At 35.7% G+C, this 12,184-nt stretch carries 12 protein-coding genes; all 12 read left to right on the plus strand.

Annotated elements, in window-relative coordinates; genetic code table 11:
• Window position 1: 1 nt before the first annotated feature.
• Window positions 2–2,860, plus strand: a complete 2,859-nt coding sequence (uvrA, locus tag K5Q12_RS03405) for an excinuclease ABC subunit UvrA (protein ID WP_220742316.1) — start codon at window positions 2–4, stop codon at window positions 2,858–2,860.
• Between the two features lie 123 nt (window positions 2,861–2,983).
• Window positions 2,984–3,958 carry a gluconeogenesis factor YvcK family protein gene (locus K5Q12_RS03410; protein WP_220742317.1) on the plus strand — a complete coding sequence of 325 codons (975 nt, stop codon included), beginning with the start codon at window positions 2,984–2,986 and terminating at the stop codon, window positions 3,956–3,958.
• Complete coding sequence (gene whiA / locus K5Q12_RS03415; RefSeq protein WP_220742318.1) at window positions 3,958–4,902, plus strand: DNA-binding protein WhiA; 945 nt, start codon at window positions 3,958–3,960, stop codon at window positions 4,900–4,902. The genes K5Q12_RS03410 and whiA overlap by 1 nt, the downstream gene beginning before the upstream one ends.
• A 123-nt stretch (window positions 4,903–5,025) precedes the next feature.
• Complete coding sequence (locus tag K5Q12_RS03420; protein ID WP_220742319.1) at window positions 5,026–5,631, plus strand: ATP-dependent Clp protease proteolytic subunit; 606 nt, start codon at window positions 5,026–5,028, stop codon at window positions 5,629–5,631.
• Window positions 5,632–5,756: 125 nt separating this feature from the next.
• Window positions 5,757–6,755 carry a D-2-hydroxyacid dehydrogenase gene (locus K5Q12_RS03425; RefSeq protein WP_220742320.1) on the plus strand — a complete coding sequence of 333 codons (999 nt, stop codon included), beginning with the start codon at window positions 5,757–5,759 and terminating at the stop codon, window positions 6,753–6,755.
• A gap of 126 nt (window positions 6,756–6,881) precedes the next feature.
• The gene (locus K5Q12_RS03430) at window positions 6,882–8,120 is read left to right on the plus strand and encodes a PTS sugar transporter subunit IIC (RefSeq protein WP_220742321.1); all 1,239 of its coding nucleotides are present in this window, start codon (window positions 6,882–6,884) and stop codon (window positions 8,118–8,120) included.
• 416 nt (window positions 8,121–8,536) lie between these two features.
• Window positions 8,537–9,073: a YqeG family HAD IIIA-type phosphatase gene (locus K5Q12_RS03435; RefSeq protein ID WP_220742322.1), complete on the plus strand. Its 537-nt coding sequence runs from the start codon at window positions 8,537–8,539 to the stop codon at window positions 9,071–9,073.
• Window positions 9,063–10,208, plus strand: coding sequence for a ribosome biogenesis GTPase YqeH (gene yqeH / locus K5Q12_RS03440; RefSeq protein WP_220742323.1), 1,146 nt, complete (start codon window positions 9,063–9,065; stop codon window positions 10,206–10,208). Before K5Q12_RS03435 ends, yqeH begins: the two co-directional genes overlap by 11 nt.
• Entirely contained in the window at window positions 10,208–10,522 is a 315-nt protein-coding gene (gene yhbY / locus K5Q12_RS03445; protein WP_220742324.1) for a ribosome assembly RNA-binding protein YhbY, read from the plus strand. Before yqeH ends, yhbY begins: the two co-directional genes overlap by 1 nt.
• Window positions 10,523–10,534: 12 nt before the next feature.
• Window positions 10,535–11,173, plus strand: coding sequence for a nicotinate-nucleotide adenylyltransferase (locus K5Q12_RS03450; RefSeq protein ID WP_220742325.1), 639 nt, complete (start codon window positions 10,535–10,537; stop codon window positions 11,171–11,173).
• The gene (gene yqeK / locus K5Q12_RS03455; protein WP_220742326.1) at window positions 11,166–11,756 is read left to right on the plus strand and encodes a bis(5'-nucleosyl)-tetraphosphatase (symmetrical) YqeK; all 591 of its coding nucleotides are present in this window, start codon (window positions 11,166–11,168) and stop codon (window positions 11,754–11,756) included. Before K5Q12_RS03450 ends, yqeK begins: the two co-directional genes overlap by 8 nt.
• A gap of 33 nt (window positions 11,757–11,789) precedes the next feature.
• Window positions 11,790–12,161, plus strand: coding sequence for a ribosome silencing factor (gene rsfS / locus K5Q12_RS03460; RefSeq protein ID WP_220742327.1), 372 nt, complete (start codon window positions 11,790–11,792; stop codon window positions 12,159–12,161).
• The last annotated feature ends 23 nt before the right edge of the window (window positions 12,162–12,184 follow it).

Consider the following 12,184-nt stretch of genomic DNA (forward strand, 5'->3'; position numbering starts at 1 on the left):
TATGGCAAAAAAGAACATTGAAATACGTGGTGCGCGTACTCAAAATTTAAAAAATGTCGATGTGGACATTCCAAAAGATAAATTGACAGTTATTACGGGGTTATCAGGATCAGGAAAATCTTCTTTAGCTTTTGATACACTTTATGCCGAAGGACAACGAAGATATGTAGAAAGCTTATCATCTTATGCACGTCAATTTTTAGGACAAATGGATAAGCCAGATGTTGATTCAATTGATGGATTATCACCAGCAATATCAATTGATCAAAAAACAACTTCGAATAATCCGAGATCAACAGTAGGAACGGTAACTGAAATTAACGATTATTTTCGATTATTGTATGCACGTGTAGGAAGACCTGATAACCCTGATGATGGTACTAGAATAATGACCACTGTTGATCAGATGGTGGAAGATGCCTATAAAAGTTTTCCTTCAGGTTCTCGCTTACAAATATTTGCACCAATTATTTCACAAAAAAAAGGTTCTCACGAAACAGCTTTTGAAAACATGCGGAAGCAAGGTTATATAAGGGCTAGAGTTGATGGGGAAATCTTTGAATTAGATATGGTTCCCCCTACTCTAGATAAAGATAAACAGCATACAATTGATGTAATGGTAGACCGCATCGTTTTGCGTGATGACTCGCGATCACGTTTATTTGATTCGATTGAAGCTTCAGTTAAATTAACCAATGGGTCAGTCGAACTAGATGCTTTGACTAGAGGTGAGTCGGAAAAAATCCCATCAATAAAGTATTCTGACCATTATATTGGAGAATTACAAGATTTTCGTGTTGGACGATTAGAACCTAGATTATTTAGTTTTAATGCCCCTTTAGGTGCTTGTGAATTTTGTCAAGGACTGGGTGTGACACGTGAAGTAGATTTAGATTTAGTTGTACCTGACAGTAAAAAAACATTACGTGAGGGTGCGATAGCACCGTGGAATCCAATATCATCGAATTATTATCCTGAAATGTTAAAACAATTTGCCGAGCAATTTAATGTTGATATGGATACACCATTTGAAAAATTAAGTAAAAAAGACCAAAAGTTGATTCTCACTGGCTCTGGCCTTAAAAATTTTCATTTCCATTATCAAAATGATTTTGGTGGTGTGCGAGATGTAGATATACCATTCGAAGGCGTTATGACAAACATTTCACGACGTTTTAATGAAACAAATTCTGATTTCACCAGAGATCAGATGTCTAATTATATGACTGAATTGACATGTCAAGCATGTCACGGCTATCGCTTAAATAAGGCTGCATTATCTGTAAAAATTAATGGGAAACATATTGGTGAGGTATCTGAGTTACCAGTTAATCAAGAAATATTATTTTTTGAAACATTAACATTAGGGCAACAAGATTCCGAAATTGCAGCACCTATTATTAAAGAAATAAAAGATCGTCTAGGATTTTTAGCCAGCGTTGGACTGAATTATTTAACTCTTTCTCGATCGGCTAGAACACTTTCGGGTGGAGAATCCCAAAGGATACGTTTAGCAACCCAAATTGGTTCTAACTTATCAGGGGTACTCTATGTTTTAGATGAGCCATCCATTGGATTGCATCAACGAGATAATGATATGTTACTTGCTTCGATGAAAAATATGCGTGATTTAGGAAACACCTTAGTCGTTGTTGAGCATGATGAAGATACGATGTTGGCTGCTGATTATCTAATAGATGTTGGACCAGGTGCTGGTATTTTAGGTGGAGAAATTGTTGCAACGGGAACGCCAAAGTCAGTCGCAAAAAGCAAAAAATCACTTACAGGCCAGTACTTATCTGGTAAAAAATTTATTCAAGTACCCACTAAAAGGCGGGCGGGTAATGGTGAGTTTGTCACGATAAAAGGTGCACAGGAAAACAATTTGAAGAATATCACTGTTGAGATTCCGTTAGGTAAATTTGTGTCAGTGACTGGGGTATCAGGATCAGGCAAGTCAACTTTAGTTAATCAAATTCTAAAACGTGCATTAAAACAAAAATTAAATAACAACTCTGAAAAACCAGGAAAGTACAGAAGTATTGAAGGTGTGAATTATATTGATCAAGTCGTAGATATTGATCAAACTCCGATTGGGCGAACGCCGCGATCTAATCCGGCGACCTATACAGGTGTGTTTGATGATATTAGAGAACTTTTTTCACAGACTAATGAAGCTAAAATGCGTGGTTATAATAAAGGACGTTTTTCATTCAATACTAAAGGCGGACGTTGCGAAAATTGTCGTGGTGATGGTGTTATTAAAATTGAAATGAATTTTTTGCCGGATGTCTATGTTGTCTGTGAGGTTTGTCATGGCACACGATATAACTCCGAGACGCTTGAGGTTACATACAAAAATATGACTATTTCGGATGTTTTGAATATGTCTGTTACCGAAGCATTGGCTTTTTTTGCACCGATTCCTAAAATTGCCCGTAAATTGCAAACCATTAGTGATGTTGGTTTAGGGTATATTAAATTGGGACAATCAGCGACAACATTATCTGGTGGTGAAGCGCAGCGTATGAAATTAGCTTCTGAACTACATCGGCGTTCAAATGGTAAAACAATGTACATACTAGATGAACCAACGACGGGATTACATGTTGATGATATCTCTAGGCTACTACAGGTATTGCAGAGATTAGTTGATGCGGGCAATACAATTGTTGTCATTGAACATAATTTAGATGTTATAAAATCTGCTGATTGGGTCATTGATATGGGGCCTGAAGGTGGAGAAGGTGGAGGACAAATTATAGCTGCAGGAACACCTGAAAAAATTATGGTTAGTAGCCAATCCTACACAGGAAAATATTTAAAAGCAGTTATCGAACGCGATATTGCCAGAGTTTAGGTGTATGATATTTTTAAAAAATGTTATACGTGATAGAATAATGTAGATAACTATCACTAGACAAAGAAAGGTGGTAACGGTTATTTTTGCTTAATTAGTAAAAAGAAACATTAAAAATATTATATGTTAAAAAAACCTAAAATTGTAATTATTGGTGGTGGTTCAGGGCTGCCTGTTATTATCAAACCATTGGTAAAAGAAAAAATTGATTTAACAGCAATTGTGACAGTCGCCGATGATGGTGGATCAAGTGGCTTATTACGTAATTATATTAACATTGTGCCACCAGGTGATATTCGGAACATTCTAGTAGCAATGTCACGCGTGAATCCTGAAGTAACTGAAGTTATGCAATATCGTTTTGATGCAAAAGATGATTTTTTTGCTAAACATGCTGTTGGAAATTTGGTTATTGCCGCTATGACTGAAATGTATGGGAATATTTTTGATGCAGTACAACACTTAGCAAAATTTATGAGAGTTGATGGCAAAATATATCCCGTATCAAATGAGCCATTAATCTTACATGCTGAGTTTAAAAATGGGGATATTGTTGCAGGTGAATCTGAAATCACAAAGGCACACAAAGTAATTGATCATGTGTGGGTTACCGGGGATGAACCTGGTGAAGAACCTAAAGCTGCTCCTGAGGTAGTGAAAGCAATTATTGAAGCGGATATGATTGTTTATGGTCCAGGTAGTTTGTTTACATCTATTTTGCCGAACGTCGTGGTGCCAGAAGTCCAAGAAGCATTAAAAAAAACACTTGCTAAGCAAGTATATATTTCTAACATTATGACACAAAAAGGTGAAACCGATGCTTACACAGATGCACAACACTTGCTCGCTTTAAACTCGCATGTTGGTAAACAAGTAATTAATTACGTGATTTCAAACAATGCTAAAGTTCCTGAAGATTTCGTTGATTATCAAAAATGGCATGAAATCTCTCATCAAGTCAAAGTAGATCAAGCAGCTGTTGAAGTACAAGGAGCAATTCAAATTCCAGGAGACTTTTTACAATTGCGTGACGCTGGCGCATTTCATGATGGCAACAAAATCATGGTAGAGTTGTTAGATATTTTGGAGAAAAAATAATGTCTTATGCATCTGATGTAAAAAAAGAACTAACTAGTCTCAGAGTACACGATGGTAATGCTAAGGCTGAGTTATCTGCTCTTATGAGAATGAATGGTGTTAGCACACTTGGCTTTGATCAAACAGTTACTGTTAAAACTGAAAACGCGGCTATTGCCAGAAGAATATACACATTACTTAAAGAAAATTATTCTGAGATTGATGTTGAAGTTCAAGTTAGTGAGAATAATCATATGTCTCATCATAAGGCATATGGTGTTTTGGTAAAAAATCAATCTCATGATGTTATGGTAGATTTGGGTGTGGATGCTTTTGGATTGCATCCTGAAATACCGTCTCGGATTTTAAATCAAGTTGATAAGCGACGTTCGTTTTTAAGAGGAGCCTTTCTTGCTGCAGGATCTGTTAATTCGCCAGAAAAAGCAAACTATCACCTTGAAATTTTTACTTCTCATGAAGAACTAGCTGAAGAATTGAGACGTTTAATGAGTGAATTTGGTTTGCCGGCAAAAATTACTGATAAGACGGGGGGTTATATCGTTTATATCAAACGTGCAGAAAAAATTGTCGATTTTCTATCGACAATTGGAGCCACGCAAACAATGCTTAAATTTGAAGATATTCGTATGATGCGTGATATGCGTAATTCGGTTAATCGCATGACTAATGCAGAAATGGCTAATATACAAAAAACAGCTAATGCGGCTAACAAACAAGTGCAACAGATTCTATTTATCGCTAATGAGATAGGAGACTTAGATTTGTTGCCAAAAAAATTGAGAGATATTGCCAAGACGCGACTTGAATATCCAGATGATTCCCTGGCAGAGTTAGGGGAACATTTGAATATTAGTAAGTCAGGTGCTAATCATCGTATGCGTAAATTGAAAAAATTGGAACAGTTGATTATTGATGGCATTGACTATGACTTTGAGAAACTTTGAATTTTAAAGTTAGCACTCTAATTATGTTTGTGCTAAAATGTAATTAATCCTTTTATCAATGGGATATTTGTACGTATGCAAAAGTTAATTTTTGCGCATTTAAAAACAAGGAGTTGAACAATTATGTGGCCAGGAGTTATTGAACAAACAGCCAATGGACGAGAAAGTTATGATTTACCTTCACGTTTATTAAAAGATCGTATTATTTTGGTTCAAGGTGAAGTAGAAGATAGCATGGCAACTTCAATTGTTGCCCAATTACTTTTCTTAGAAGCCCAAGATCCAAATAAAGAAATTTCAATGTATATCAACTCTCCCGGGGGATCTGTTACGGCAGGACTTTCCATAACTGATACTATGAACTTTATTAAAGCTCCTGTTACAACAATTGTTATGGGGTTAGCTGCGTCCATGGGAACCATCATTGCAAGTTCAGGAGAAAAAGGACATCGTTTCATGCTTCCTAATGCTGAGTACCTAATTCACCAACCAATGGGTGGAGCAGTTGGTGGTACGCAACAAACTGATATGGCAATTATCGCAGATCAGCTGACAAAAACACGCAACAAATTAAACAAAATTTTAGCTGATGCGTCAGGACGAGATTTAGAAGAAATTGCTCGCGACACTGAGAGAGATCATTGGATGAGTGCTAAAGAAACGCTTGAATATGGATTCATTGATGGTATTTTAACTAAATCAGGTGAAAAACCGCAATCAAATAAGTAGAAAAGCAGACCCTTAAAAGGTCCTGCTTTTTTATTTATACCATTTGTTTTCACTGTGATATTACACGTGCAAAAATGCACAAAATAAGGTAAAATGGTCTTGTAATAAAAAACTTGGAGGATCTTATGAAAATTTTTGCATATGGAATTAGAGATGATGAGAAACCATCACTTGAAGATTGGAAAGCTGCACATCCTGAAGTTGAAGTTGATTTCACACAACAGTTATTGACACCTGAAACAGCGAAATTAGCTAAAGGATCAGATTCAGCTGTTGTTTATCAGCAATTAGACTACACACGCGAGACTTTGGAAGCATTATCAGAAAACGGTGTAACAAACTTATCGTTGCGTAATGTGGGAACAGATAACATTGATTTTGAAGCAGCTAAAGAATTTAACTTTAATGTATCAAATGTGCCAGTTTATTCACCAAATGCTATTGCAGAACATGCTGCTATTCAAGTTGCCGCCTTGTTGTCACAATCAAAAGTCATGGAAAATAAAGTTCAAAAGCGTGATTTGCGTTGGGAACCAACTATTCGTCGTGAGGTTAGAGACCAAGTAGTTGGCGTGGTTGGGACTGGACATATTGGACGTGTCTTTATGCAAATTATGCAAGGATTTGGTGCTAAAGTCATTGCTTACGATCTTTACCGTAATGCCGAACTTGAAAAAACAGGTGTTTATGTTGACTCGCTTGATGAATTATTAGCTCAATCAGACATTGTTTCTTTGCACGTACCACACATCCCAGGTAGTAATGATCAGATGATTAATGCTGACACAATTGCTAAAATGAAAGATAATGCTGTGTTGGTCAATGTTTCTCGTGGACTACTTGTTGATACTGATGCAGTTGTATCAGCATTAGATACAAAAAAATTATTTGGCTTTGTAATGGATACATATGAGGGAGAAGTAGGTGTGTTTAACAAAGATTGGTCCACTAATGGACTTGATGACCACCGCTTGGATGATTTGATTTCTCGTGAGAATGTTTATGTGACACCGCATACAGCATTCTATACGACTCATGCTGTTCAAGAAATGGTACATCAATCATTTGATGCAGCTGTGTCGTTTGCAAAAGGGGATACACCATCAATTGCTGTGAAATATTAATTCTCTGTTCAGAGTTGTGAAAAGCTGAGTAATTAATCTATATTTAAATTGTTGCAAAGTTAACTGGCTATTCATGCTACTGAAAAAGTATTTATTAAACAGCTACTAAATTAGTGGGAAAATGATATGACAATTAAAGCAGATGGTCAAAAATGGGCCACAAAAGAATCACAACTTGTGCGCAACAAAGAGTACGCACGAAAAGCATCTGAAAACGTGACAGAAGTTTTTAATGGATCAACCGAACTAAAATTAAAAGATTTTTTCTTTAAAGTATTATCTGGATCAGCTCAAGGTATTTTGATTGGTGTTTTGCCTTCAGCTGTCATGAAATACATTATCCAGTATTCTGGATTAGGAACAACAGCTTTTGGTGCTAATCTTAGTGCCATATTGACATTGTTCACGTCGCTGATTCCATTTCTTATTGGTATGGCAGTAGCCTTGCAATTTAAGATGAAAAGCTTAGATGTTGGTGTCGTTGCAATTGCTACAGCAGTCGCGTCTGGGTCTATCAAATGGACAAAAGTGTCACCGGGATTTGTTAACCCAGTTACTCATGTTAAAGCGACGGCACCTGCAAATATTTTTATTGCTAATGGTGCTGGGGATGTTATCAATGCGATGATAGTTGCAGCTATTGCTGTACTGGTTACCTGGTTGGTAGCACGTTATCTTAAAGGTTTTGGATCAATTGCTATTATTTTGAGTCCTATTTTAGTAGGTGGTGGTGTTGGCTTACTTGGTAAATCAATTGCACCATATGTTGGTGCTTTGACGACATGGATTGGACAAATTGTTGAAACATTTACGAAATTTGCACCGATTCCTATGGCAATTTTAATCGCTATGGCATTTTCAATTATCATTATTACGCCAATATCAACAGTTGGGATTGCTTTGGCGATTTCATTATCTGGAATTGGCTCTGGTGCAGCTGCCATGGGAGTTGTTGCTACAACAATTGTACTGTTAATTAATTCTTGGCGTGTTAATAAACCAGGTGTAACTATTGCTATTGCTTTAGGAGCTATGAAAGGCATGATGCCATCAATTTTTGCTAAACCAGTAACGATGTTACCATTCTTGCTAACTGCTGCTATTTCTGGTATTCCGGTAGCATTGTTTAATATACAAGGAACACCAACGACAGCTGGATTTGGTTATATTGGATTAGTTTCTCCAATACAATCAATGGTAAAAGATCCCACAGTTCCTACAACGGTGATGAATCATTTTATCAATCCAGTAGTGGCACTAATTGCTTGGGTCGTTGTACCTATTATTGCTGGATTAATTTCACAATTAATTTTTAGTAATGTGTTAAAACTATACAAGCCTCTTGATTTTCAACAAGATCTTTAAAAAAAAGCATGCTAAGCATGCTTTTTTTAACACTAATTAATTATAGATAGTATCGATTATCAATTGATTGTATACTAAATTGCTACATGACGTCATAATAACGTAAGAAATCAGAGTGAAAATAGTTGGCATGCCATTCAAAAATTTATTACTTGTCATAATCGATTGGGTGGTTTGACATTTAATCTAGTCAGTACGATAACAACAAAATAAAATATCACTATAAACTTAATTCAATTACTTAAGGATAATAATAGAATCAAAATGATACTGTTGACAACGTAATTTATCACTGACAATCAAATAATTGGTAGCAGTTTAAAAAGTAGCCATTGAGACTACTTTTTTAGTTTATAAAATAATGATATTCTAGTGTATAATAGTAAAGAATAAATAAATTGGATGATGGTTTTTTAATGCGCTTAGAACATTTTACGCCTACTTATATGGTAGAAAGAATATATGATTTAACAGTTGATGATTTAAAACAGCACGGTGTCAAGACTGTACTGGCTGATTTAGATAATACGCTGTTGGCATGGAATAATCCTGAAGGAACTCCTGAATTAAGGCAATGGCTGGATGATTTACGAGAAGGTGGTATTGAACTTATTGTAGTTTCAAATAATACGACCTCGCGAGTTGCTAAAGCAGTGGAACCATTAGGTGTTAAGTTTGTGTCTTGGTCTCTCAAACCACTGCCAAGAGGTATCTTACATGTTATCCGGACCCATCATTTAAAGCGAGAATCAGTCATTATGGTTGGAGATCAGATGTTAACTGATATTTGGGCTGCACATGGAGCTGGCGTACGTAGTGTTTTAGTTAAACGACTAATAGAATCTGATATGTGGCAGACATGGTTAAATCGTAATATTGAAAAATTAGTTAAGAAAATTGTTTTTAAAGCACATCCACAATTAAAATGGGAGAAATCACTTCGTGACAACTGAAATAACAGATGAATATATTCAAGAACAATTAGCAGAGGGTCTACGTTGTGTTGGCTGTGGAGCAAACATGCAAATCAGTAGTCCAAAAACTTCAGGTTATTTACCCTTAAGTGCACTAAAAAAATCAATTAATGACGATGAATTATTTTGCCAACGTTGTTTTAGATTACGACATTATAATGAAATACAGCCTGTTGAGCTGACAGATGATGACTTTGCAAAGCTACTACATCAAATTTCAGATAGTCATGCACTCATTTTATATGTAATCGATGTTTTTGATATTAATGGTTCAGAAATATCAGGTTTACCAAGATTTGTGGGTAAAGACAATCCTATTTTAGTAGTTGGTAACAAAGTAGACTTATTACCAAAGTTATTAAACAAAAATCATCTAAAAAATTGGATTCGCTCAGAATTAAAAGTGCAGGGTATAAATCCAGTTGATATTTTGTTAACATCTGCTGCAAAACCACAAAATCTAGACGATCTACTGGAAAAAGTAGATGTTTTGCGACAGAATAGAGATGTTTTTGTCGTTGGTGCAACTAATGTGGGAAAGTCAACATTAATTAATCAGATTATTAAATCACGAACAGGTGTTGCAGATCTGATAACAACATCTCGATTTCCGGGAACAACGCTAGATCGTATTGAAATACCGCTTGATGATGGACATTACCTTATTGATACACCAGGAATTATCAAGAGAGAACAGTTTGCACATGTTTTGGATGATAAGAATTTAAAGTATGCATTACCTAAAAATGAAATTAAGCCAAAAACTTACCAACTTAATGAAGGGCAAACTATTTTCTTAGGTGGATTAGGAAGATTTGATTTTGAAAAGGGGAACAGATCGTCTGTAACAGCCTATTTTGAAAACAATTTGATGTTACATCGTACAAAACTAGCTGGTGCCGATGAATTCTATACCAAACATGCTGGACATCTACTATCTCCGATTACAAATCAAAATGGACAACCAAAACTAATTCGTCATAGTTTTAATATTTCAGAGAAAAGTGATCTTGTTTTCTCTGGATTAGGGTGGATAACGCTTCCCGCAGGTATCAAGGTGTCTGGTTGGGCACCAGAAAATGTTTCAGTTATTATTAGAAAGGCAATGATTTAATGCTACAACTTACAGGTAAACAAAAACGCTTCTTGCGTGCTCAAGCAAATACATTAACTCCAATTTTTTCAGTGGGAAAGAACGGCTTAACACAGGTCTGGGTTGATGAAGTTGTTATGGCGATTGCTAAGAGAGAATTGATTAAAATTAGTTTGCAACAAGGGGCCGAACAAACGGTTAAAGAGGTTGCTGAATTTATTGAAAAAGCATCATCTATCACGGTTGTCCAATCTATTGGACGTACTTTAGTTTTATATTTGCCCGCTCAAGAAGACAAATATAAAAAAGTATCCTTATTGCTTGCTAAAATGTAAAGGGTAATGACCATGAATGATACGTACACAGTTTATCCAAAAATTAGTCCAGAAACAATGACACTAAAATCAAAGAAGCGTATTGGTATTTTTGGTGGCACGTTTAATCCGCCACACATTGGGCAACTAATTCTAGCTGAAAGTGTTGGGAAACAGTTAGGACTTGAAAAAGTTTTTTGGATGCCCAATGCTCAGCCTGTGGATGGGACACATTCAAGTGCAATTGAGCCTTCATATCGTGCACAATTGGTAAAAACTGCGATTATGGGGAACCCATTTTTTGATATTGAATTAATTGAAATCAAGAATGGTGGTAAGTCATATACGTATCAAACAATGCGAGAATTAATCGAAAGACATCCAGAAAACGACTATTTTTTCATTTTGGGTGGTGATAAAGTTGATAAGATTACCACGTGGGATTATATTGATGAATTATCTAAAATTGTTACATTTGCAGCAGGTGCACGTGGTGGTAAACGAAAACAATGTGATTATCCTGTTTTATGGTTTGATGTACCAAATATCGATATTTCATCTTCTGAAATCAGAACTAAAAGACGTATGAACCAAAGCATTAATTATTTAGTTCCTGAACGTGAAGCTTACTTCATTGAGGAGTATAATTTATACAGAGGGCTATATGACTAAATACTTTAATGGGACAATCCAAGAATTAGAAACTAAAGTTGCTAGTAAATTATCTGATTACCGCTTTCAACATGTTTTAAGAGTGCGCGACTATGCTGTTAAATTGGCTAAAAAAAATGGTGTTGATCCTGAAAAAGCAGAAATCGCAGCATTAGTGCATGATTATGCTAAAGAAAGATCAGATCGAGAGTTTTTATCAATTATTGAGCTAAAGTCATTAGATAAAGATTTGGAAAATTGGGGTAATTACATTTGGCATGGTGTAGTTGGTGCAGAAATAATTCGCGATGAATTGAATATTGATGATTCTGAAATTCTAAATGCGGTTAGAGAACACACAACAGGAGCAGGAGAAACTATGTCAAAATTGTCTCAGGTCATTTTTATGGCGGATTATTTAGAATTAGGGCGACATTTTAAAGGCGTAGAAGAGGCTCGAGCCATTACTGAAAAATCGTTAGCAGCAGGTGTTAGGTTTCAAATCGTTCATACAATTTCGAGATTAGTATCAAAGGAAACTAAAATTTATCCTAAAAGTATTGAAACTTATAACTACTGGCTGGATAAGGGCAATGGTAATTAGATCATTTATTTATAGAAAGTAAAGGAAAGACAGTTGACAACGACAGTACATGTACAAACAATTTTAGAAACTGCAGTAAAGGCAGTTGATAATAAAAAGGCTAACAATATAGTTGCTCTAGATATGCGCAATGTTAGTTTAATGGCAGATTATTTTGTCATTGCGGATGCTGCTTCAAATAGACAGGTACAAGCCATCGTGACTGAAGTTAAAGATAAGGTCCAAGAAGCTGGAGGTACTATTAAGTTAATTGAAGGTTATCAGTCAGCTGATTGGGTACTGATTGATTTAGGGGATGTTATTGTTCATGTTTTTTCTACTGAACAACGAAATTTTTACAATTTAGAGCGTTTATGGAATGATGCACCTTATGTTGATTTAACAACATTGTTGGTTGCTGATTAAATACTTAACAGACGAGCAACGGC

The organism is Leuconostoc palmae, from assembly GCF_019656075.1.
Taxonomy (GTDB): Bacteria; Bacillota; Bacilli; order Lactobacillales; family Lactobacillaceae; genus Leuconostoc; species Leuconostoc palmae.

Bases quoted from the DNA above. Each gene is read 5' to 3' on its own strand.
- uvrA (WP_220742316.1), top strand. From the start codon at position 2: ATGGCAAAAAAGAACATTGAAATACGTGGTGCGCGTACTCAAAATTTA.
- K5Q12_RS03410 (WP_220742317.1), top strand. From the start codon at position 2,984: ATGTTAAAAAAACCTAAAATTGTAATTATTGGTGGTGGTTCAGGGCTG.
- whiA (WP_220742318.1), top strand. From the start codon at position 3,958: ATGTCTTATGCATCTGATGTAAAAAAAGAACTAACTAGTCTCAGAGTA.
- K5Q12_RS03420 (WP_220742319.1), top strand. From the start codon at position 5,026: ATGTGGCCAGGAGTTATTGAACAAACAGCCAATGGACGAGAAAGTTAT.
- K5Q12_RS03425 (WP_220742320.1), top strand. From the start codon at position 5,757: ATGAAAATTTTTGCATATGGAATTAGAGATGATGAGAAACCATCACTT.
- K5Q12_RS03430 (WP_220742321.1), top strand. From the start codon at position 6,882: ATGACAATTAAAGCAGATGGTCAAAAATGGGCCACAAAAGAATCACAA.
- K5Q12_RS03435 (WP_220742322.1), top strand. From the start codon at position 8,537: ATGCGCTTAGAACATTTTACGCCTACTTATATGGTAGAAAGAATATAT.
- yhbY (WP_220742324.1), top strand. From the start codon at position 10,208: ATGCTACAACTTACAGGTAAACAAAAACGCTTCTTGCGTGCTCAAGCA.
- K5Q12_RS03450 (WP_220742325.1), top strand. From the start codon at position 10,535: ATGAATGATACGTACACAGTTTATCCAAAAATTAGTCCAGAAACAATG.
- yqeK (WP_220742326.1), top strand. From the start codon at position 11,166: ATGACTAAATACTTTAATGGGACAATCCAAGAATTAGAAACTAAAGTT.